The organism is Mesorhizobium sp. M0296, from assembly GCF_040321675.1.
Lineage (GTDB): Bacteria > Pseudomonadota > Alphaproteobacteria > Rhizobiales > Rhizobiaceae > Mesorhizobium.
Genome location: NZ_JAMYRZ010000004.1, coordinates 27,358 through 50,138 on the forward strand (window position 1 = coordinate 27,358; position 22,781 = coordinate 50,138).

At 62.1% G+C, this 22,781-nt stretch carries 20 protein-coding genes; 16 read left to right on the top strand and 4 right to left on the bottom strand.

Going from position 1 to position 22,781, the window contains the following annotated elements; genetic code table 11:
- The first annotated feature begins 106 nt into the window (after window positions 1-106).
- Entirely contained in the window at window positions 107-904 is a 798-nt protein-coding gene (rpsB, locus tag NKI97_RS05730; RefSeq protein ID WP_031211288.1) for a 30S ribosomal protein S2, read from the top strand.
- A gap of 119 nt (window positions 905-1,023) precedes the next feature.
- Entirely contained in the window at window positions 1,024-1,947 is a 924-nt protein-coding gene (tsf, locus tag NKI97_RS05735) for a translation elongation factor Ts (protein WP_352448815.1), read from the top strand.
- On the opposite strand, the gene NKI97_RS05740 is transcribed toward tsf, so the two are convergent.
- The gene (locus NKI97_RS05740; protein ID WP_352448816.1) at window positions 1,948-2,886 is read right to left on the bottom strand and encodes a LysR family transcriptional regulator; all 939 of its coding nucleotides are present in this window, start codon (window positions 2,884-2,886) and stop codon (window positions 1,948-1,950) included. It lies immediately after the preceding gene.
- Between the two features lie 115 nt (window positions 2,887-3,001).
- Here NKI97_RS05740 and NKI97_RS05745 point away from each other — a divergent pair, with 115 nt between their 5' ends.
- The 13 genes from NKI97_RS05745 to lpxB all read left to right on the top strand — a co-directional run bounded on the left by NKI97_RS05745 (window position 3,002) and on the right by lpxB (window position 16,111).
- Entirely contained in the window at window positions 3,002-3,430 is a 429-nt protein-coding gene (locus NKI97_RS05745; protein ID WP_352833046.1) for a nuclear transport factor 2 family protein, read from the top strand.
- 54 nt (window positions 3,431-3,484) lie between these two features.
- Complete coding sequence (locus NKI97_RS05750; protein WP_352448818.1) at window positions 3,485-4,591, top strand: aldo/keto reductase; 1,107 nt, start codon at window positions 3,485-3,487, stop codon at window positions 4,589-4,591.
- Between the two features lie 132 nt (window positions 4,592-4,723).
- Window positions 4,724-5,446, top strand: coding sequence for a UMP kinase (gene pyrH, locus NKI97_RS05755; protein WP_023674934.1), 723 nt, complete (start codon window positions 4,724-4,726; stop codon window positions 5,444-5,446).
- Window positions 5,447-5,537: 91 nt separating this feature from the next.
- Window positions 5,538-6,092 (top strand): ribosome recycling factor, encoded by a 555-nt coding sequence (gene frr, locus NKI97_RS05760; RefSeq protein ID WP_084640965.1) that lies wholly within the window; start codon window positions 5,538-5,540, stop codon window positions 6,090-6,092.
- 32 nt (window positions 6,093-6,124) lie between these two features.
- Window positions 6,125-6,847: an isoprenyl transferase gene (locus NKI97_RS05765; protein WP_352448819.1), complete on the top strand. Its 723-nt coding sequence runs from the start codon at window positions 6,125-6,127 to the stop codon at window positions 6,845-6,847.
- Window positions 6,848-6,850: 3 nt separating this feature from the next.
- A complete protein-coding gene (locus NKI97_RS05770; protein ID WP_352448820.1) occupies window positions 6,851-7,684 on the top strand; it encodes a phosphatidate cytidylyltransferase in 834 nt (277 codons plus the stop codon).
- Between the two features lie 104 nt (window positions 7,685-7,788).
- A complete protein-coding gene (gene rseP / locus NKI97_RS05775) occupies window positions 7,789-8,931 on the top strand; it encodes an RIP metalloprotease RseP (RefSeq protein ID WP_352448821.1) in 1,143 nt (380 codons plus the stop codon).
- 217 nt (window positions 8,932-9,148) lie between these two features.
- Window positions 9,149-11,503 carry an outer membrane protein assembly factor BamA gene (bamA, locus tag NKI97_RS05780; protein WP_352448822.1) on the top strand — a complete coding sequence of 785 codons (2,355 nt, stop codon included), beginning with the start codon at window positions 9,149-9,151 and terminating at the stop codon, window positions 11,501-11,503.
- 180 nt (window positions 11,504-11,683) lie between these two features.
- The gene (gene lpxD, locus NKI97_RS05785; protein ID WP_352448823.1) at window positions 11,684-12,742 is read left to right on the top strand and encodes a UDP-3-O-(3-hydroxymyristoyl)glucosamine N-acyltransferase; all 1,059 of its coding nucleotides are present in this window, start codon (window positions 11,684-11,686) and stop codon (window positions 12,740-12,742) included.
- The gene (fabZ, locus tag NKI97_RS05790) at window positions 12,735-13,199 is read left to right on the top strand and encodes a 3-hydroxyacyl-ACP dehydratase FabZ (protein WP_023674942.1); all 465 of its coding nucleotides are present in this window, start codon (window positions 12,735-12,737) and stop codon (window positions 13,197-13,199) included. Before lpxD ends, fabZ begins: the two co-directional genes overlap by 8 nt.
- A 13-nt stretch (window positions 13,200-13,212) precedes the next feature.
- Window positions 13,213-14,046 carry an acyl-ACP--UDP-N-acetylglucosamine O-acyltransferase gene (gene lpxA, locus NKI97_RS05795; protein WP_352474276.1) on the top strand — a complete coding sequence of 278 codons (834 nt, stop codon included), beginning with the start codon at window positions 13,213-13,215 and terminating at the stop codon, window positions 14,044-14,046.
- 6 nt (window positions 14,047-14,052) lie between these two features.
- Entirely contained in the window at window positions 14,053-14,955 is a 903-nt protein-coding gene (locus NKI97_RS05800) for an LpxI family protein (protein ID WP_352448825.1), read from the top strand.
- Window positions 14,945-16,111 carry a lipid-A-disaccharide synthase gene (gene lpxB / locus NKI97_RS05805; RefSeq protein ID WP_352833049.1) on the top strand — a complete coding sequence of 389 codons (1,167 nt, stop codon included), beginning with the start codon at window positions 14,945-14,947 and terminating at the stop codon, window positions 16,109-16,111. The genes NKI97_RS05800 and lpxB overlap by 11 nt, the downstream gene beginning before the upstream one ends.
- Window positions 16,112-16,224: 113 nt before the next feature.
- On the opposite strand, the gene gltA is transcribed toward lpxB, so the two are convergent.
- Both gltA and gltX read right to left on the bottom strand, forming a co-directional pair.
- A complete protein-coding gene (gltA, locus tag NKI97_RS05810; protein ID WP_023674946.1) occupies window positions 16,225-17,553 on the bottom strand; it encodes a citrate synthase in 1,329 nt (442 codons plus the stop codon).
- A 179-nt stretch (window positions 17,554-17,732) separates the two neighbouring features.
- A complete protein-coding gene (gene gltX / locus NKI97_RS05815) occupies window positions 17,733-19,154 on the bottom strand; it encodes a glutamate--tRNA ligase (protein ID WP_352448827.1) in 1,422 nt (473 codons plus the stop codon).
- A 96-nt stretch (window positions 19,155-19,250) separates the two neighbouring features.
- Here gltX and NKI97_RS05820 point away from each other — a divergent pair, with 96 nt between their 5' ends.
- Entirely contained in the window at window positions 19,251-21,716 is a 2,466-nt protein-coding gene (locus tag NKI97_RS05820; protein ID WP_352833052.1) for a ComEC/Rec2 family competence protein, read from the top strand.
- Here the strand turns inward: NKI97_RS05820 and lexA are convergent.
- Window positions 21,710-22,444: a transcriptional repressor LexA gene (lexA, locus tag NKI97_RS05825; RefSeq protein WP_352448829.1), complete on the bottom strand. Its 735-nt coding sequence runs from the start codon at window positions 22,442-22,444 to the stop codon at window positions 21,710-21,712. The two genes, NKI97_RS05820 and lexA, sit on opposite strands and share 7 nt — an antisense overlap.
- Between the last annotated feature and the right edge of the window lie 337 nt (window positions 22,445-22,781).

Here is a 22,781-nt window from a genome sequence, read left to right on the forward strand (position 1 = left end):
CTTTGGTGTCTGCCCGGGAGAAATCCGGCTGAAACCTCCGGTGGCGTTCGAGGACAAAGTCCAAAAATGCCTGTGTCCGTGGAGGCTAACCGGAAAGGAAATAAGAATGGCTCTGCCTGATTTCAGCATGCGCCAGCTATTGGAAGCTGGCATTCACTTCGGCCACCAGACCCACCGCTGGAACCCGAAAATGGCGCCCTATATCTACGGCGCCCGCAACAACATACACATCATCGACCTCTCGCAGACGGTGCCTTTGCTGCACCAGGCGCTGAAGCAGGTTTCCGACACTGTTGCCAAGGGCGGCCGCGTGCTGTTCGTCGGCACCAAGCGCCAGGCCTCCGACATCGTCGCCGATGCCGCGCAGCGCTCGGCCCAGTACTATGTCAACTCGCGCTGGCTCGGCGGCATGCTGACCAACTGGAAGACGATCTCGAATTCCATCCAGCGCCTGCGCAAGCTCGACGAAATGCTGGCCGGCGAGGCTCAGGGCCTGACCAAGAAGGAGCGCCTCAACCTCGACCGCGAGCGTGAGAAGCTCGACAAGGCGCTGGGCGGCATCAAGGATATGGGTTCGACGCCCGATTTGATGTTCGTGATCGACACCAACAAGGAAGCGATCGCCATTCTCGAAGCCAAGCGTCTCGGCATCCCGGTCGTTGCCATCATCGATTCCAACTGCGACCCGGACAAGATCGACTTCCCGATCCCCGGCAATGACGACGCGGCCCGCGCCATCCAGCTGTATTGCGATTTGATCGCCAAGGCAGCTATCGACGGCATCGCCCGTCAGCAGGGCGCGCTCGGTGTCGATATCGGCGCATCGGTCGAGGCTCCGGTCGAGCCGGCGCTCGATCAGACCCCGGCCGCCGAGAGCCCGGCAGCCCAGACCCCGGAAGCATAATAGCGAAGGGCGGCCGCGGCCTTCATCTTTCCAATATGTTGGCGCGGTAAGCGCTACCGGCACCAGGCGCATCATCGAAAATCGATGGTGCGTCAGTGCATTTAGACAAAGAGGCGACAATGAGCATTTCGGCTGCACAGGTCAAAGAACTCCGCGACTTGACCGGCGCGGGCATGATGGACTGCAAGGCGGCGTTGAACGAGACCAACGGCAATATGGAAGAAGCCATCGACTGGCTGCGCAAGAAGGGCATTTCCAAGGCCGACAAGAAGGCTGGCCGTACCGCTGCCGAAGGCCTGATCGGCGTAGATTCCGGCGTCCGCGAGGCAGCGATCGTCGAGGTCAATTCCGAGACGGACTTCGTTGCCCGCAATGCTGCGTTCCAGGAGATCGTCGCCAATGTCGCGAAGGTCGCGCTTGCCTATGGCGGCAAGACCGAGGCCGTTGCCGCCGCTCCCTATCCGGGCTCGGGCAAGTCGGTCGCCGAGACCATCAAGGACGCTGTCGGCACCATCGGCGAGAATCTGGGCTTCCGCCGCTCGGCCAAGCTCACCGTCGAGCACGGCGCTGTCGCAACCTACGTTCACAATGCGGTCGCCGACGGCCTTGGCAAGCTCGGCGTGCTGGTGGCCATCGAGACGACAGGCAACGCGCATGCCGCCAACGCCTTCGCCCGTCAGGTTGCCATGCATGTCGCTGCCACCAATCCGATGGCCCTGACCACCGAAGAGCTCGATCCGGCCGCAGTGGAACGCGAGAAGGCGATCTTCGCCGACCAGGCGCGCCAGTCCGGCAAGCCGGAAGCGATAATCGAGAAGATGGTCGAAGGCCGTTTGCGCAAGTTCTATGAAGAGGTCGTGCTGCTCAAGCAGGCTTTCGTGCTCAATCCCGACATTACCGTCGAGAAGGCGCTGAAGGATGCCGAAAGCGAAATCGGCGCGCCAGCCAAAATCGCTGCCTATCTGCGCTTCGCGCTCGGTGAGGGCATCGAGAAGGACGAGACCGATTTCGCGGCGGAAGTCGCGGCAGCGGTCAAGAAGTAACTATTCGTTTGAAAGGCTTTTTCGGCCGGGTATCCGCGAGGATGCCCGGCCGATTTCTTGCGCGGTGTCGATGAAGGCGCGGAGCTTCGGGGCCATCGAGGCGCGGCGCGGGAAATAGAGGAACAGTCCCGGTTCCTCGATCGATACCTCGCCAAGGACTTCGACCAACCGGCCTGCCTCGATGTCGGGCTTGACAAGCGGCTCGAACAGATAGGCGAGGCCGATACCGGCAAGCGCCATTTCCCTTGCCGACAGCGGATCGCTGACGACCACGCTGCCGCGTGTCTCGACGCTGATATCCTTGCCCTGATCGGACAGATCCCAGCGATAGAGCGCACGTGATCGCAGCAGCCGATAGCCGATGCAGTTGTGCGCGGCGAGATCGGCCAACGCCCATGGCCGCCCGCGCCGGGCGACATAGGCCGGCGAGGCAACGATGATGCTGCGGAAAGGCCCTGTCAGTCGCACCGTCACCATATCCTCGGCGATCATCTCGCCCAGCCGGATGCCGGCGTCAAAACCCTCGCCGACGATATCGCTCAGACGTTCGTCGGTGACGATCTCCACCGTCACGTCAGGGTAACGTTCCGCCATCGCCGTCAGGATGGGCATCAGCGCCAGAGGCAGCGCCAAACGCGGCGCGTTGATCCTGAGCAGTCCGCTTGCCCGGCCTTTGACAGAGCGGATACGTTCGATCCGGTCGGCAATGTCTTCCAGCGCCGGCTCCGCCGCAGCGACAAGCGCGGTGCCAGCCTCGGTCAGCGAGACGCTGCGCGTGGTGCGGGCAAACAACGGCTGGCCGATTCGCTCCTCTACCAGCCGAACCGCATGGCTGACCGCTGACGGGCTCATGCCGAGCTCGGCGGCTGCCGGCGCGAAGCCGCCACGCCGCGCGACGGCAACGATTATAGGTAGGTGGCTAAGCAGATCGCGGTCCATTCATGCATGATATCGCATAGTCCATTCGGATAATGCAAATCTTATCGGTGGGGAAAGGAGGGCGCATCTTTGGCTGCATCACACGGCAATCGCCGAGCAGCTAAGGAGACGTCTAATGACCGACCTCGATTCCGAACGAACCCGTAATCTCGAGACCGTGCGTAAATTCTTTGATCTGATGCACCGCAACGACATTGAGTCATGGGGCGACCTTTGGGCTGAAGATGGCCGTATACTTGTCTTCTACCCACCGGCAGGATTTGGAAACAGCATCGATGGTAAGGCCGCGATCCTGGCGGCCTTCCGAGGCCTCTTCGGTAATTTCGAATCCTTCGATTCGCAGCTGACAGCCATCTATCCGGCAGCGGATTCGGACGCGATCGTCGTTGAGTACAAGAACCGCGCGGTGCTGATCGGCGGCACTGAATACACCAACAGCAATATCGCGGTTTTCCACTTCAAGAGCGGTCTGATCAGGGCCTACCACGATTATTTCGATCCGCGCCGCTTCCAGGTGGTGGTCGATGCGCTGGCCAAGGCCTGACTGCGTATCCCAGGCAAGACCTCAATCCCGCTTTTCAAACTTCAGGAGAAATCCATGACCATGTCCTACTACACGCTCGGCAACAGCGGGCTGCGTGTCACCCGCCTGGCGCTCGGCACCATGACGTTCGGCACGGAATGGGGCTGGGGCGCGGAGAAGGAGACCGCGCGCGCCTTGGTTGATGCCTATGTCGAAGCCGGTGGCAATTTCTTCGATACCGCCGATCTCTATACCGGTGGCACGGCCGAAACCTGGCTCGGCGAATTCATCGCCGAGCGTGGGCTGCGCGACAAGGCGGTGATCAGTACCAAATTCACCTACAACGCCGAACCGGGCAACCCGAACGCCGGGGGCAACGGCCGCAAGAACATCCTGCGGGCGATAGACGGTTCGCTGAAGCGGCTCGGCACCGACTACATCGACCTCTACATCCTCCATACCTGGGACAGGCTGACGCCGCCGGAGGAGGTGATGCGGACGCTGGACGATCTGGTGCGCGCCGGAAAGATCCGGCATGTCGGTCTGTCCGACGTGCCGGCCTGGTACGCAAGCCGGGCGCAGGCCGTCGCCGAGCATCGCGGCTATGAACCGGTTTCGGCGCTTCAGCTCGAATATTCGCTGGCCGAGCGCAACATCGAGCACGAGTTCGTGCCGTTCGGCACGCGCTATGGCGCCGGAATCATGGTCTGGAGTCCATTGGCCAGCGGCCTGCTCAGCGGAAAATACCGTTTCGATACAATCGTCGAGGATGGTGGCCGGCTGGAGACAATGCGTGGTTCGACCAATCCCGGTTTCCAGAAATTCACCGATCGCAACTGGCAAATCGTCGCCGAACTGGAGAGGGTTGCCGGCCAGCTCGGCCGCAGCATGGCCCAGGTCGCCCTGAACTGGACGGCAAACAGGCCAGGCATTGCGTCCGTCATCGTCGGCGCCACCAGGCTTGACCAGCTCAAGGACAATCTCGGCGCGCTTGATTTCGACATTCCCGAAGATCTTCGGGCACGGCTCGATGCGGTGAGCCGGCCGGTCACGCCCTTTCCGTATTCGTTCTTCGGCCCTGAAATACAAGCCGGCCTGACCGGTGGGCAGGCGGTTGGCGGTAAGCCGGCAAGCTATCTGCCGGATCTGCTCATGCGAGGCACTTTTGCCGGCGTGAGCTGACGGCTATCCCGGTCCACGATCTCAACTTTCCGGCTCGAGCGCCGCGTGACATCGCGGCGCCCTTCGTGTATCGGAACGCCCAGTGTTTCGGGGCGCACCGAAACGCGTCACACGCACGATGACGAGGACCAGATGACGGTGAAGCCCCTCTACCGACGTGTCTTGCTGAAAGCGTCGGGCGAAGCGTTGATGGGCGAGCAGCATTTCGGCATCGACGTATCGGTGGTCGACCGCATCGCCGCCGACATCGCCGAGGCCCGCGCATTGGGCATCGAAGTCGGTGTCGTCATAGGCGGCGGCAACATCTTCCGTGGCGTCGCGGTTGCGTCAAAAGGCGGAGACCGCGTCACCGGCGACCATATGGGCATGCTTGCCACGGTTATCAATTCGCTGGCGCTGCGCACCTCGCTCAACAAGATCGGCGTCGACGCCGTGGTGCTGTCGGCGATCGCCATGCCCGAGCTTTGCGAAAGTTTTTCGCAGCGTCAGGCGACCGCCTACATGAACCAGGGCAAGGTCGTCATCTTCGCCGGCGGCACCGGCAATCCGTTCTTCACCACCGATTCGGCTGCAGCCCTTCGCGCCGCCGAGATCGGCGCCGATGCTCTGTTCAAGGGCACCCAGGTCGATGGTGTCTATTCGGCTGATCCCAAGAAGGACCCGCATGCGACACGTTTCGAGCGGATCAGCCATGACGAAGTCATCAAACGCGGGCTTTCGATCATGGATACGGCGGCGATTGCACTTGCGCGCGAAAACAACATTCCGATAATCGTCTATTCGATCCACGAGAAGGGTGGCTTCGGCGATATCCTGAGGGGCGGCGGCCGTTGCACGGTTGTCGCAGACGATTGACCGGACCATGAACCCGAAAGGGACCGGTTGCGGATGAGGCTCGAACAGGGCCTAAGCAGTGAACCCGGGTTAACGGGTCGAGGAGACGATGATGAGTGGCGAGTACGACGATCTCAAACGGCGCATGGACGGGGCGATCGCCGCGTTCAAGCATGATCTGGCTTCGCTGCGCACCGGCCGCGCGTCGAGCAACCTGCTCGATGCCGTCCAGGTGCAGGCCTATGGCACCACCATGCCGATCAACCAGGTGGCAACAGTGTCGGTGCCGGAACCGCGCATGATTTCGGTTTCGGTCTGGGACAAGTCGATGGTCAGCGCAGTCGACCGCGCCATCCGTGAAGCCAATCTCGGCTTCAATCCTATCGTCGACGGTACCAATCTCAGGATTCCGCTGCCCGAGCTCAACGAACAGCGCCGCAAGGAGCTGGTCAAGATCTCGCACGGTTATGCCGAGAATGCCCGCGTCGCCGCACGCCACGTTCGCCGGGACGGCATGGACTTTCTGAAAAAGGCGGAAAAGGACGGCGACATCAGTGAGGACGACCATCGCAAACGGGCCGACCAGGTTCAGAAACTGACCGACGAGACAATCAGCACCATCGACCACCTGCTTTCCGACAAGGAAGCGGAAATCATGCAGGTCTAGGGTCTGGCCACGCCTGGCCCGGAAGCGAGAATATGGCAACGCCCGCGCATGTCGCGATCATCATGGACGGAAACGGACGCTGGGCCAAGGCGCGCGGCTTGCCGCGGCTGGCCGGTCACCGCGCCGGCGTCGAGGCGCTGCGCAAGACAGTGCGCGCCGCCCCCGGCCTCGGCATCTCCTTCCTGACCGTCTACGCTTTTTCGTCGGAAAACTGGTCACGGCCGAAATCCGAAGTCAGCGACCTCATGGGCCTGCTGAAGCTTTTCATCCGACGTGACCTCGCCGAGCTGCACCAGAGTGGGGTGCGGATCAGGGTCATCGGTGACAGGGCAGGGCTGCAGCCCGACATAAGGGGGCTGCTCGAGGAAGCCGAAACGCTCACTCTCGGCAACGAGGCGCTGACACTGGTCATTGCCTTCAATTACGGCGGGCGCGACGAGATCGTGCGCACCGCGCGCAAGCTCGCAGCGGCGGTGGCGCGCGGTGAGATTGAGAGCGAGGCGATCACGGCCGATTCCTTTGCCAGCTCGCTCGATACAGAGGGCATTCCGGACCCGGAACTGGTCATCCGCACCAGCGGCGAGCTTCGGCTGTCCAACTTCCTGTTATGGCAGGCCGCCTATAGCGAACTCGTTTTCCTGCCTTGCTACTGGCCCGACTTCAGTCGCGAGCACCTGTCCGATGCACTGCGCGATTTCGCCGGCCGTGAGCGCCGCTTCGGCGGACTTGCCGCCCAAGATGTCGCCTCAGGCTGAGGAATGAGCAACCTCCAACTCCGGGTCATTTCGGCCGTCGTGCTTGCCATCGTCACGCTTGCCCTGACCTGGCTCGGCGGACTGTCCTTCCGGTTGCTTTGCGCCGCCATGGCGGCGGTGATCTTCTACGAGTGGACGCGGATGAGCCGCCCCGTTGCCCCGGCAGGTGCTGGTGCTACGGCAGGTCTCGGCTTTCTGCCCGAGGCGCTGATCGTGGTCTTTATTGGTGCCCTCGTCGCCGGCCTGCCTGCGTCTTTGCTGCTGCCGCTCGTCGCGGCTCTGGTTGCTGTCACTGCCGTCGCTTCTTCCATGCGCAGGGCAGGACCGTGGGAAGCATCCGGCCTTGCCTATGCGGCCGTGTCCGGCTTGTCGCTGGCCTTCTTGCGTGACGGCGACCATTCAGGGCTGCTGGCCATTCTGTTCCTATTCGCCGTGGTTTGGGCGACCGATATCTTTGCCTATTTCGTCGGCCGCTCCATCGGTGGTCCAAGGCTGGCGCCGTCGATCTCGCCGGGCAAGACGCGGAGCGGGGCGCTCGGTGGGTTGGTCGGCGGCGTAGTGGCCGGGCTGCTTCTGGCCGCCGTAGCCGGAACGGGCAACCTCGTCGTGCTTGGCGTGGTCGCACTGGTGCTTTCGATTGTCGCGCAGGCCGGCGACCTGTTCGAATCATGGGTCAAGCGACGCCACGGCCGTAAAGATTCCGGCACGCTGATACCCGGCCATGGCGGCATCATGGATCGGGTAGATGGGCTTGTCGCGGCGGCTTTCGCCCTATACGTCATCGGCTGGATTTCCGCAACCGCCGACCATCCGGCACAGGGGCTGTTTCCGGTTTGAACGGCATCGTCGGTGGGCCGACGCGGGGCTGCGTCATGGATTCGCCTGGATTGATGTCACAGTCGCGGCGTGATCTGTGCCGTGGATGAATTTGAGGGCATGAATTGAACGAGATTTTTCACGCGGTTTTCAGCACAGAGGGCTTTGTCCTCGGCACGCTGGTGCCTTTCCTGTTCGTGCTGACCGTGGTCGTTTTTGTCCACGAAATGGGCCATTACCTCGTCGGGCGTTGGTGCGGTATCGGCGCAAAAGCCTTTTCCATCGGTTTCGGCCCAGAGATCATCGGCTTCAACGATAGCCGCGGCACGCGCTGGAAGCTTTGCGCCATACCGCTCGGCGGCTACGTCAAGTTCGTCGGCGACATGAACGCGACGTCGAGCCAGCCCAGCTCGGAGGAGATCGAGGCACTGAGCGACGAAGAACGCAAGGTGGCCTTCCACACGCAGCCGATCTGGAAGCGCGCGGCGACCGTCGTGGCGGGGCCGCTGTTCAACTTCCTGCTGACGATCGCCGTCTTTGCCGTGCTGTTTTCCGTCCATGGCCGGCCCGTGCTGGAGCCGATGGTGGCTGAGGTCACCGTCGGCAGTCCGGCCGCCGCGGCCGGCATCATGCCCGGCGACCGATTCGTCAGCGTCGACGGCAGCAAGGTCGAGACCTTTGCCGACGTCCAGCGTCTGGTCTCTGGCCGCGCCGGCGACAGCATCACCTTCGTCATGCTACGCGGCGGCAAGGAAATCACCGTCACGGCGACGCCGCGCTTGATGGAACAACAAGACGCACTAGGCAACAAGGTCCAGGTGGCCGTGATCGGCGTCGTCAACAACAAGGAACTCGGCCAGCCGCGGCTGATCACCTATAGTCCGGCCGGGGCGGTCGGGGCAGCGGTCCAGGAAACCGGACACGTCATCCAGCGTACCGGCCAGTTCCTGCAACGTTTCGTTGTCGGTCGCGAGGACAAGTGCCAGCTGGGCGGGCCCATCAAGATCGCCAAGATGTCGGGTCAGGCGGCAAAGCTCGGCTTTGAATGGCTCGTGCAGCTTGTTGCATTCCTGTCAGTCGGGATAGGGATTCTCAACCTTTTGCCGATTCCCCCCCTCGACGGAGGGCATCTTCTGTTCTACGGCGTGGAGGCTGTCATCCGGCGGCCGGTGTCCGAACGCATGATGGAAATGGCTTACCGAAGCGGACTCATATTGGTGCTCGGGTTCATGGGCTTTGTTTTCTGGAACGATCTGTTTGGGTGCTGAAATCATGAAGGAATTTGGCTTCGGCACGAGCAATGTTGAGACGCCGTTTACCATGCGTGGGGATATGCGTGACGCGAAAGCCACGCCGCAGGGTTAAGTAAATACAAATTAACCAGAAGCCTTGCGTGTAGGGAAAATCCGGTTAATACGGTAGGGGAAATTACCGCACGTCCGGTTTTCTCGCCGTGGGGACTTCGAGAAAAGGTACAAAAGCCCGATGAAGGCAGCATCCAAGTTTCTGAGCGCCGCGTCCGCGGTGGCTATGTCCGCCGCTCTGGTTGTACCAGGCGCGCTCGCAGTGCAGTTCGTTGCCACATCGGCCGCCGAGGCGGCTGTCGTCTCCAGAGTCGAAGTCACCGGCAATCAGCGTGTCGACGCGGACACCATCCGCAATTACGTGACGATCAAGCCCGGCAAGGCGTTTTCCAGTTCGGATATCGACGATGCGGTCAAGGCGCTGTTTGGCACCGGGCTGTTTTCGGATGTGCAGATCAACCAGGTCGGATCGACGCTGGTCATCAAGGTGTCGGAATACCAAGTCGTCAACCAGGTGCTGTTCCAGGGCAACAAGAAGCTCAAGGACAACGCGCTTGAGGCCGCGGTGCAATTGAAGCCGCGCGGCACCTTCTCGCAACAGCAACTCGATGCCGATGTCGAGGCGGTCAAGGCCGCATACCGGCGTATCGGCCGCGACGATGCCGCCGTGACCACCCAGATCATGGATCTCGGCGACAACCGGGTAAACGTGGTCTTCAACATCAACGAAGGCGGCCGCACCCAGATTGCCGCGATCAATTTCGTCGGCAACAGCGCCTATTCGAGCCGCCGGCTGTCGGACATCATCTCCACCAAGCGCTCGTCCTTCCTGTCGTTCGTGCTGCGCGACGATGTTTATGACGAGGACAAGCTGCGCGCCGACCAGGAGCTGCTGCGCCGCTTCTATTATAATCACGGCTATGCCGACTTCCAGGTCGTCTCGGCTGTCGGCGAACTCGACGACACAACCAACAAATACACCGTCACCATCACGGTGCAGGAGGGCGAGCGTTATACGTTCGGGGATGTCAGCGTCGAAAGCACGATCCCCGAGGTCGACGCCAAGTCGCTTGAATCGGTGGTCGAGACCCACAAGGGCGATGTCTACAACGCCAAGAACGTCGAGGACACGATCATCGCCTTGACCGAAAAGGTCGCTGGATCCGGCTATGCCTTCGCCCAGGTGACGCCGCGCGGCGACCGCAACTTCGAGAACCACACGATCTCGGTCGTCTATACGGTCGACCAGGGTACCAAGGCCTATATCGAGCGCATCGAGATTCGCGGCAACGATCGGACGCGCGACTACGTCATTCGCCGCGAGTTCGATGTCAGCGAAGGCGACGCTTTCAATCAGGTCCTCATCCAGCGCGCGAAGAGGCGGCTGGAAGCACTCGATTATTTTGAAAAAGTCGAAATTTCCACCGTTCCGGGTTCTGAGCCGGACCAGGTTGTGCTGGTGGTGGATGTGGTCGAGAAATCGACCGGTGAGTTCACGGTCGGCGCCGGTTATTCGAGCGGCGGTGAAACGTCAGGTCCGTCCGTCGAAGGCTCCATCAGTGAGCGCAACTTCCTCGGTCGCGGCCAATTCATCAAGGTGGCGGCGGGCGGTGGCAAGAACTCGCGCGACTACAGCTTCTCTTTCACCGAACCCTATTTCCTCGGCCGCCGCATCGCGGCCGGCTTCGACATCTACAAGCAGAGCCGAAACTACGACCATTACGACAGCGACACGACAGGCGCGACCGTTCGCTTCGGCCTGCCGATCACAGACAATATCTCGACGCAACTCGCTTATAATATTGCGCAAGAGAAGTACGAGTTCGATGAGGGCTGCGACCCAGCGGCCGGTTGCGACGTGTCCCAGGCGATCCAAAACGGCGTTAACGAGAGCCCATGGCTCAAGTCTTCGGTCAGTCTCGGCCTGATCTACAATACCATCGACGACATGAAGAACCCGCATGACGGTATTTATGCCAATGTCGGCACGGAAGTGGCCGGCCTCGGCGGCGACGCCAAGTTCATCAAGGTCACGGCGCGCGGCAGCATTTATCAGACGCTGTCCGAACAATTGGACCTGGTGGGCCTCATTTCGGGCGGCGCCGGCCATGTCCAAGGCTATGGCAACGGCGATCTGCGCGTCTTCGACCATTTCCAGAGCAGCGACCGTATGATCCGCGGTTTCGAATATGGCGGCATCGGCCCGGTTGCTTCGGACAACAGCAATGACCATCTCGGCGGCACCACCTACTTCAATGCCTCGGCGGAAGCGCAGTTCCCGCTGCCGGTCATCCCCGAAAGCTTCGGTTTGCGTGGCGCTGTGTTCGCCGATGCGGCAACGCTCTACGGCAGCAAAATCGCAAGTGGCCTTGTCAATTCTTCGACAACCGGCATGGAATGGCGCGCTTCCGTCGGTGTCGGTTTGATGTGGGCATCGCCTTTCGGCCCGATCCGCATTGACTATGCGATCCCGGTCAAGAAGGAAAAGACCGACGACGTGCAGGAATTCAACTTCGGCATATCGACCCGCTTCTGATGTGCGGGCAATGATGCTTCCGGCTCGTTTGGGTCCGGATGGCAGTGATCCGACACTACAGCGCAGCGCGTCCTATCGGACGCGCAAAGGACGTTGTAGCACTTTGATTTGCGCATGATCCTTTCCGAGGGTCGATTTCCGATTTTCGGGGTCATGCGCTAGCTGGATATTGCTTCTGGAATGACCGATCCGGTGTTCTTCGCGCCCTCACGCCGGTATACGGCCGGCGAAGTCGCGAATCTGACCGGCTCGACGCTTGTTGATTCCGGTCTCTCCGACGTATCGATCGAGGCTCTGGCGCCCGCCAACGAAGGCGGCGAGAACGCCCTTGTCTTCGTCGATGGCAGGCGCAATTTCGCCCTGATGCAGTCACTGCGGGCGGCGGCGGTTCTCTGCCCTGCCGAATTTGCCGGCAAGGCGCCGGCGGGCATCGCGGTGCTGGTGCATCCGCGCCCGCAGCAGGCCTTCGCAATGGTCGGGCGTCTGCTTTTTCCGGCGGCTGCAACGCCTGGACCGATGACCGGCGAAACCGGTATCTCGCCGCACGCCCATATCGATGCGACCGCCCATGTCGAGGCTGGCGCGATCATCGAAGCGGGTGCGATCATCGGGCCTCGCGCTGCCATCGGCAGCGGGACCGTCATTGCCCCGCATGCGGTCATCGGTCCGTCTTCGCAGATTGGCCGCGACGGCTATGTCGGTCCAGGTGCCAGCGTGCAATATGCGTTGATTGGCAATCGCGTCATCATCCATGGCGGTGCCAGGATCGGCCAGGATGGCTTCGGTTTCGTGGCCGGCGCCAAGGGTCCGGAGCGGGTTCCGCAGATCGGCCGCGTCATCATCCAGGACGACGTCGAGATCGGGTCGAATACGACCGTCGATCGCGGCGCCATGTCCGACACGATCATCGGCCAGGGCACCAAGATCGACAATCTGGTGCAGATCGCGCACAACGTTCGCATCGGCCGCAATTGCATAATAGCCGGGCTTTCGGGTATTTCCGGTTCCGTGACGGTAGGCGACAACGTCACCATGGGTGGCGGTGTCGGCCTTGCGGATCATTTGACCATCGGGTCCGGGGCCAAGCTTGCGGCAAGAAGCGGGTTTATGAGCAATGTGCCTGCCGGTGAGATTTGGGGAGGATATCCGGCGCAGCCGATGGCGGAAGCCATGCGCGAGATAGCGGCCTTGCGCAGACTTGCACGGACGCGCAAACAGGGTGAGGGGGGAAATGGCTGACATCGCAGCGGCGACGCTCGAAGCGGTTGACATAATGCGGCTGATGAAGCTCCTGCCGCACCGCTATCCGTTCTTGATGATCGACCGTATTGTCGACATAGATGGCGACGAATCCGCCATCGGCATCAAGAACGTCACCATAAACGAGCCGCATTTCCAAGGTCATTTCCCCGACCAGCCGGTCATGCCCGGCGTGCTGATCATCGAGGCGATGGCGCAGACGGCCGGCGCCATCTGCATCCGCAGCCTTGGTACGGAAAAGCCGTCGCTGGTTTATTTCCTGACCATCGACAATGCCAAGTTCCGCAAGCCGGTCGTTCCAGGCGACCAGCTGAAAATTCATGTGAAGAAAATCAAGAAACGCGGCAATCTTCTCAAATTCGCTTGCGAGGCCCTCGTCGATGGCGCCAAGGCGGCGGAAGCCGAGATCTCGGCGATGATGGTCGCAAGCGGCTGACAAACGATTGCTAATGAAAATCCAGACAGTCATCCATCCATCGTCGGTCATCGAGGCAGGCGCCCAAATCGGCGAAGGCGCCCGCATCGGGCCCTTCTGTCACGTCGGCCCCGACGCCGTGATCGGCGACCGCGTCGAACTGGTCAGCCATGTCTCGGTGATTGGCGCGACCACCATCGGTGCATCGACCAAGGTCTATCCGATGGCGATACTGGGCGGGCCGCCGCAGAACACCAAGCACAAGGGCGGCCGTACCACGCTGGTGATCGGCGAGAACTGCACGATCCGCGAAGGTGTCACCATGCATGTCGGCACCGATTCCAGCCGCGGCGAGACGACGATCGGCGACAACGGCAATTTCCTTGCCTATGCCCATATTGCCCATGACTGCGTGGTCGGCAAGAACGCCACCTTCGCCAATCAAGCGACGTTAGGCGGGCATTGCGAAGTCGGTGACAATGTCTACATCGGCGGCCTTACCGCGGTTCATCAGTTTGTCCGCATCGGCGATAACGCCTTTCTCGGCGGTTGCTCGGCGATCGTCGGCGACGTCATTCCTTACGCCATCGCCGTTGGCAACCGTGCCAGCCTTCGCGGCCTCAACATCATTGGCCTGAAGCGCGCCGGCCTGCCGCGTTCGGAGATCCACTTGCTGCGCAAAGCCTACAAGACGATCTTCGATCGCTCCCGGACTGTCGGCGAAAACATCGAATTCGCCAAGGCGGAATTCGCCTCGTCACCGACTGCCATGAAGATCGTCGACTTCATCGCCGGTCGCGGCAAGCGGCACTACGCCGTGCCGTCGCTCAAGGGTAGCGACGGCGACGATACCGATGATGAAGACTGAGGGCAGATGACGAAAATTGAGGCTGCCGGAAAGGGCCTTGATCTCGCGCCAGATGCCAAGGTCGGCATCATCGCCGGCGGCGGCAGTCTCCCGGTCGAAATTGCCCGAGCGCTCGCCCGGCAAGGCAAATTGCCCTTCGTCGTGATGGCGGCCGGCGAGGTCGATCGCATAGCCGATTTCGAGCCCTATGAGCAGGCAACCTTGAGGCTGGAAGACGTCGGCTCGCTGCTGCCGATCCTTAAGCGGCATCACGTTACGCATCTCGTAACCGCGGGTCATATCACGCGACGCCCCAGGCTGAGCGCCATGCGCCTCAATTTGGGCCTGCTCGCGTGGCTACCCAGCCTCTTCGTCGGTGTAACGCGGGGGGACGATACGGTGCTGAAACTGTTCGTGCGCAGGATCGAGCGCAGCGGCATCAAGGTCGTCGGCGCTCACGAGATCGTGCCGGAGCTGGTCGCCGCCGAAGGCCTGCTGACCAAGGCGGCGCCACGCAAATCCGACTGGCGCGACATCGAGGCGGCGCACGCGGCGGCAAAAGCCATCGGCGCGCTGGATATCGGCCAAGCGGCTGTTGCGGTCGGCGGCCGCGCCATTGCGTTGGAAGGCGTCGAAGGCACCGACGGGCTGCTCGAGCGGACAAGGGAGTTGCGCGGGCACGGCAGGCTGGCCGGCGGGAGCCGCGGTGTTCTGGTCAAATGCGCCAAGCCCGGTCAGGAACTGCGTGCCGATCTGCCCTCCATCGGCCCGCTGACCGTCGAGGCGGCGCATGCCGCCGGACTGGCCGGCATTGCCGTCGAAGCCGGTCGCTCGCTAGTGCTCGAAGGTCCCGCCACCATCGGACGTGCCAATGCGCTCGGCCTGTTCGTAATCGGCCTGCCTGCTGCGGAGCCGGCGCATGGCGAATGAGCGGCCGTTGAAGATAGCCGTCGTCGCCGGCGAGGAGTCCGGCGACCTGCTTGGCGCCGACCTTGTGCAGGCGCTCAAGCGCATGACCGGGCGCGAAGTTCGGCTTGTCGGCATCGGCGGCCGCCATTTGCAGGCGCTCGGCCTGGCGCCATTGTTCGACGGCAGCGAGATCGCACTGATGGGGCTTAGCGCCATCCTGCACGACCTGCCGCGCCTGATGCGGCGGATCGGCCAGACGGCAAAAGCGATTGCCGGTGAAAAGCCAGATTGCCTTATCACCATCGACAGTCCGGATTTCTCGCTGCGCGTCGCCAAGAAGGTGCGTGCCGCCGATCCGACTATCCCGATCGTCCACTATGTCTGCCCGAGCGTGTGGGCTTGGCGGCCGGGCAGGGCGGCAGCGATGAAGCCATATGTCGATCACATTCTTTGCATCCTGCCGTTCGAGGTGAAGGAACTCGCTCGCCTGGGCGGGCCGCCCGGCACCTATGTGGGGCATCGCCTTGCACACGATCCGGGCATAATCAGTGCCGCCAGGGCGCAGGCGCAGCCGCGTGACCTGTCCGCAGATCACGTCAAAACGTTGCTTGTACTGCCTGGTTCGCGTCGTGGTGAGGTGCGACGCATGGTCGGGCCGTTCGGCGAGACGGTGTCGATCCTGCGGGCGCGCGGGCACCGCTTGCGCCTGCTGTTGCCGACGGTGCCGCACGTCGCCGATCTGGTCAGGACCTCGGTCGCGAGCTGGGACGAGAAGCCGGAGATCATACTCGATGCCGAACGCAAATGGCAGGCCTTCGGCAAGGCCGATGCGGCGCTGATCGCATCGGGGACAGTATCGCTGGAACTGGCACTGGCGAGTGTGCCGATGATCTCCTGCTACCGGCTCGATCCGGTCATGCGCATGGCGCAGCCGCTGATCAAAGTATGGAGCGCAGCCTTGCCCAATCTCATTGCCGACCGGCCCGTTGTGCCGGAACACTACAATCAATATGTGCGGCCGCATTATCTGGCGCGGCAGTTGGAAGCGCTGTTCTCCGATACCGCCTACCGCACCTGGCAGAAGCACGGTTTTGCCGACATTGCCGGGCGTATGGCAACCGCCAAGCCGTCAGGCGAGATTGCCGCGGGTGTGGTGATGGGGATGGGGAGGAAGTGAGTGAATTGTGAATAGTGAATTGTGAATAGTGGTTTCTATGGACAGGGAGCGACGCTTCGCTACTCCCATTCACCATTCACCATTCACCATTCACCATTCACCATTCACCACCTTCACCGCTTCGCGATTGGCACGTAGTCCCGTTCCGGCGCGCCGGTATAGAGCTGGCGCGGGCGACCGATCTTCTGGTGCGGGTCCTCGATCATCTCCTTCCACTGCGCGATCCAGCCGACGGTGCGGGCGACCGCGAACAGCACGGTGAACATGGTGGTGGGAAAGCCCAGCGCCTTCAGCGTGATGCCGGAATAGAAATCGACGTTCGGATAGAGCTTCTTCTCGATGAAATAGGAATCGGTCAGTGCGATCCTTTCCAGCTCCATGGCGATGTCGAGCAGTGGATCGTCCTTGATGCCGAGCTCGCCCAGGACCTCGTGCGCGGTCTTCTGCATGATCTTGGCGCGCGGATCGTAATTCTTGTAAACGCGGTGGCCAAATCCCATCAATCGGAACGGATCGTTCTTATCCTTGGCGCGCGCAATGAATTCCGGGATGTGATCGACATGACCGATCTCGCCCAGCATGTTCAGGGCTGCCTCGTTGGCGCCGCCATGTGCGGGACCCCACAGGCAGGCGATGCCGGCAGCGATACAGGCAAAAGGATTGGCGCCCGACGAGCCGGCCAGGCGGACGGTCGAAGTCGAGGCGTTCTGTTCGTGATCGGCGTGCAGGATGAAGATGCGCTCCATCGCGCGGGCCAGCACCGGATTGATCTTGTATTCCTCGCAAGGCACGGCGAAGCACATATGCAGGAAATTGGCTGCGAAATTCAGCTCGTTCTTCGGGTAAATGAATGGCTGGCCGATGTGGTATTTATAGGCCATCGCCGCGATCGTCGGCATCTTGGCGATCAGCCGCATTGACGCGACCATGCGTTGATAGGGGTCCGAGATATCGGTGGAATCGTGATAGAAGGCCGACAGCGCGCCGACCACGCCGCACATCACCGCCATCGGATGCGCATCACGGCGGAAGCCGGTGAAAAAGCGCGACATCTGCTCATGCACCATGGTGTGGCGCGTCACCCGGTAGTCGAAATCGTCCTTCTGCGCCTTGGTCGGGAGTTCACCATAGAGCAAGAGATAGCAGACTTCGAGGAAGTCGCCGTGCTCGGCCAATTGGTCGATCGGGTAGCCGCGGTGCAAAAGAATGCCGGCATCGCCATCGATGAAGGTGATTTCCGATTCGCAGCTCGCCGTCGACGTAAAACCGGGATCGTAGGTAAAGACGCCGGCGGTGTTGTAGAGCGAACCGATGTCGATGACGTCAGGTCCTACCGAACCACTTCGTATCTTGAATTCATGGGTTTTGCCGCCGAGTTCCAGCTTGGCCGTCGATGCCTGGGTTTTGCCGCCAAATTCCATTTTTGTCGCAGGTTCGGTCATAGCAAACTCCTTTTTGTTTCCTCAGGCCGGCAAAGGCAAAATATCTGAACCCAACACGTCAAAAGCATCGGAATACGCACATTTGCGCCCGCAATTGAATCTGCGCGGCAGATTAGGCCAAGACCCAATGTTGCACTGCGAAACACACCTTTCAATGCCAATCTTCTTGGGCCAGTTTGCTAATCGATTTGATCAGCGATCCGCGCCAGGCTTTCCTCGCGGCCAAGCACGGCAAGCACATCAAAGACACCTGGCGAGGTACTTTTGCCGGTGAGCGCGGCGCGCAAAGGTTGGGCCACGGCGCCGAGTTTATGGCTGGCGGCCTGCGCATAGTCGCGGATCGCGGCTTCGGCTGAGGCGGCAGACCACTCCGAAACCGTGGCTAGTGCCGCATGAGCGCCCCGCAGGATCGCGCGCGCCTCACCGCTGAGCAGCGCCGCCGCCTTCTCGTCGACCGGCAGCGGCCGCTCGACGAAAAGGAATGCAGCCCCTTCAACAAGTTCGACCAGCGTCTTGGCGCGCTCCTTCAGGCCCGGCAAAGCGGCAAGCAGTTGCGCCCTGCGTCTGTCGTCGAGGCGCGCGGCGATTGCCGGGCCGCCTTCAAGATAGGGCAGAGTGGCGATGAAGATGTCGAGCAGCGCCGCGTCGTTCATCCGGCGCATATGCACGCCGTTAAGCGCCTCGAGCTTGGCGAAGTCGAAACGGGCGGCGCCCTTGTTGACGTCGCCAATGTCGAACCATGCAATCATGTCGGCGATCGACATGATCTCATCGTCGCCGTGGCTCCAGCCAAGCCTCGCAAGATAGTTGAGCAGCGCCTCCGGCAGGTAGCCCATGGCGCGATAGGCTTCGACGCCAAGCGCACCGTGCCGCTTCGACAGCTTGGCGCCGTCGGCACCGTGGATCAGCGGGATATGCGACATCGACGGCACCTTCCAGCCCATGGCCTGATAGATTACGGTCTGGCGTGCGGCGTTGGTCAAATGATCGTCGCCGCGGATGATGTGGGTGATGCCCATGTCGTGATCGTCGACGACGACGGCATGCATGTAGGTGGGATTGCCGTCCGAGCGCAGAATAATGAAATCGTCGAGATCCTTGTTGGGAAAGCGCACGTCGCCCTGGACGCGGTCATGCACCACCGTCTCGCCGTCTGTCGGCGCCTTGATGCGGATCGCCCCCTTGGCGCCGGGCGGCGCCTCCGACGGGTCGCGGTCGCGCCAGCGTCCATCATAGCGGGGAGGCAGCCCCTTGGCCCGTGCGCTCTCGCGCATTGCCTCTAGCTCGGCAGGCGTCGCATAACAATAATAGGCCTTGCCCATACGAACGAGCTCCTCGGCCACCTCGCGATGGCGCGGCGCACGCTCGAACTGCGACACCGGCTCGCCGTCCCATGTCAGGCCAAGCCAGGAAAGCCCGTCGAGAATGGCCGCGCTTGCCGCATCGGTGGAGCGCTCGCGGTCGGTGTCCTCGATGCGCAGCAGCATCGTGCCGCCTGTGTGCTTGGCATACAGCCAGTTGAACAGCGCCGTCCGCGCGCCGCCGATGTGCAGGTAGCCGGTGGGCGAGGGGGCAAAACGGGTGACGACCTTATCGGGCATGGAACTCTCAGGCGGGCGAAGGAAGTGGGTTTGCGGACTTTCGCGCGTTGCGCGTTCATGTAGCATAGGAGGTCGAGGGCGCAAGGGGCAGACCCGATGGCTGTGCGAGGCCGTGGTACGGGCGAGGGCGAGGACGTTGGCAGCGGCGTCAGCGAACGCTTGCTGTTTGCCGCTCCCCCGCCTGTCCTGCCGGCACCGGCATTGCTACCTGCTCCGCGCTTCGATGCTCCGTCGCTGCCGGCCAGCGACCGAGCAGCGGTTCTCGTGCCCGCGGGCGAGCCCATCGTACGCCTGCCCAGGCGTTTCCGCCTCCCGTCACCGTCCCGTATCCGCAACAGCGTAACCACGGCAGCCGGCCTGGAACTTGACCGCGGCATTGCCTTCCTGCTGGTGCCGGTGTTCCTCGCATGCGGGGTGGTCGTATATTTCGGGCTCTCGGTGGAGCCGGCCTTTCCACAGCCGATCGCAATCGCGCTCCTCGCGGCCCTTTGTGCCGTCGTCTCGCGGTCATGGCCCAGGACGCGCCTGTGCTTCATGGTGGCGCTGCTCTGCGCGCTTGGCGTACTTGCCGCCAAGTTCGAGACATGGCGTGTCGGAATGCATATGCTCGGCTCCGAAATCTCGACGCGGCTGACGGGTCGCGTCGTATCGTACGAGCCCATGGCAAGCGGCCGCATCAGGCTGACAATCGATGTGATCTCAACGGCCAGGCCGACACTGCGCTACATGCCGGAACGGGTCCGCGTTTCGGCGATGAAGATACCGGCTGAGCTGACCGCCGGTTCCGAGATCACCGGCTATGTGCGGCTGCTGCCGCCGACCGGCCCGGTGCGGCCCGACAGCTATGATTTCTCCTTCGACAGCTATTTCGCCGGTATCGGCGGCAGCGGCTTTTTTCTCGGCAATCCGAAAGTCGTGTCGTCGGGCAGCATGCCGCTTGGCGCGCAGCTTTCTTCCGCGATCGAAGACGCGCGCGAATCCATCGCCGACCATATCCGCAGCCGCATCGGCGGTGCCGAGGGCGAGATTGCTGCTGCGCTGATCGTCGGCGTGCGCGCCGGCATTCCCGAGGAGATCAACGAAGCGATGCGGCGCACCGGCATCTACCACATCATCTCCATCTCGGGGCTACATATGGCGTTGGTCGCCGGCACCATCATGGCGCTGCTGCGGGGTGCCTTTGCGCTGTTTCCCGATTTCTCATCGCGACGGCCGGTCAAGAAATATGCCGCGGCCGCCGCGCTTTTTTCGATTGCGGCCTACCTCGTCTTTTCCGGCATTGTCGTGGCGGCCGAACGCAGCTTCATCATGCTGGCGGTGATGCTTATCGCCGTGCTGTTCGACCGGGCCGCGCTCACCATGCGCAACCTGGCGATCTCGGCCATCGCGGTCATCCTGGTGTCGCCGCACGAGGTGGTCGGTCCGAGTTTCCAGATGTCCTTCGCCGCGACGGCGGCCCTTGTCGGCGCCTATGCAGGCTGGTCCGATTACCGCGCCGGCAGGGCCACCATGCCGCCGCCGCGGCTGTCGCCGCTACGCTTTGCCACTCGAAAGGTCCTGCTGGGCATGTGCGGTCTGGCGATGACCTCGATCATTGCAGGGAGCGCCACGGCGCTTTTCGCCATATGGCATTTCCAGCGCGTGGCGCCGCTCAGCCTGTTCGCCAATCTGGCCATCATGCCCATCGTCTCACTGGTCGTCATGCCCTTCGCCGTTCTCAGCGCGCTGGCGATGCCGTTCGGTGCGGATGGCCCTTTCCTCTATGTCATGGGCAAGGGGCTGACGGCGATGATCGCCCTGTCCGGGTGGATCTCGGAGCGCTCGCCGATCGATGCGGTCGGGCTGATTTCGCTGAGATCCGTCCTTCTGGTGACGATCGCCCTCGTCATTGCCAGCATGGCGACGACCTGGTTGCGGCTGGCGGCACTTCCTTTTGCGCTCGCCGGCTTGCTGACGACAACGCAGACACGCATACCCGACGTATTGGTCTCGGAGGACGCACGGCTGGTCGCGCTGCCGATCGGCAGCGGTGAACTCGCGGTCAACCGGGCACGCCCGAATGAGTTCACCATCGACAACTGGAAACGCGCGCTCACATCAGAGGCTATCGTCGCGCCGGAAACACCTGCAAAGAACGACCCGCAATTCGACATTGCCGATCCGGCCGACCTACCGCCGGGCATGCCGTTCATTTGCACGGACGGCCTCTGCCTTGCCAGGCATCCATCCGGCGCGATCATCGCGCAAGCCAAGGACCGCGATACTGCGCGGCCAGCCTGCGCCTTTGCCAGCTTGATCGTCATCGACGACGCCACCGCGCATAACCCCTGCTACTACGACCGGCTGGTCCTCGTCGTCACCAAACGGCAACTGGCGCGCGCGGGAAGTGCCGCCGTCTACTTCGATCCACAAGCGGCAACGCGCGCCGAAATCCGTTTCGCGGTCGAAAAATCATACCGGCCCTGGCACGTGCAGCGGAAATTTTCACGCGCGGCACGGGGCCTGCCACCATACCGCAGGGCCGACAACCCCAAAGCCGGCGCCAAGGGCGGGGCTCAGTAGCGGCGGATCAGTCCGACGAGCTTGCCCTGCACCTTGACCCTGTCTGGTCCGAAGATGCGCGTCTCGTAGGCCGGATTGGCGGCTTCCAGGGCGATCGAGGCGCCCTTGCGGCGGAACCGCTTCAGCGTCGCTTCCTCCTCGTCGACCAGTGCCACCACGATCTCACCGGGGCTCGCCGTATCGGCATTGCGGATGATCACCGTGTCGCCGTCGAAAATGCCGGCCTCGATCATCGAATCGCCTTTGACCTCGAGCGCATAATGCTCGCCGCCCATGATCATATCCGGCGGCACCGAAATCGAATGCGTCTGGTGCTGGATGGCGTCGATCGGCACACCGGCGGCGATGCGGCCCATCACCGGGATCGAAACGGCGGCGACGACATCGTCGTCATTTCCGGCTGCGGGCACGCGCGACGATGTCGGCTTGCCTTGCCGAGGACCGCCTTGCCCAAGACTGCCCTGGATGACACTCGGCGAGAACTTGCGTGCCGCATTGAGGCCGGGGGCGATCGAGTCAGGCAGGCGCAGCACCTCCAGCGCACGGGCCCGGTTGGGCAAACGGCGAATGAAGCCGCGCTCCTCCAGCGCCGTAATCAGCCGGTGGATTCCGGATTTGGAAGCCAGGTCGAGCGCTTCCTTCATCTCGTCGAAGGAAGGCGGGATACCGCTTTCCTTCAACCTTTCGTGGATGAACATAAGCAGTTCGTGTTGTTTGCGTGTCAGCATAGCGACCCCCAACAGAATCAGAAAAACAAACCCAGAACAAACACTATCTGTTCCAGTTGTGTTCCGCAACTGTTTAAAGTTTAATGAATGCGTTAAGGCTCGGGAAACAAACGACGTCCCTACCGGGGTACCGTATTTTCACCGCCGCGAGCCTCATCGCCTTGATTCTGCTTTCGTTTGCGCCCTTCTGGCTTCCCGGAGGCCACATTGACATCGGCCGTCGGTCGGCAAAGGGCACGGAAGTGAACCCCTATCGACTGTGCGGTTTGGTCGATGCACCGTGAACGAAACGAACTCAAAACGCCAACCTCGGGTTAAGTCCCCGGTTTCCACCGCC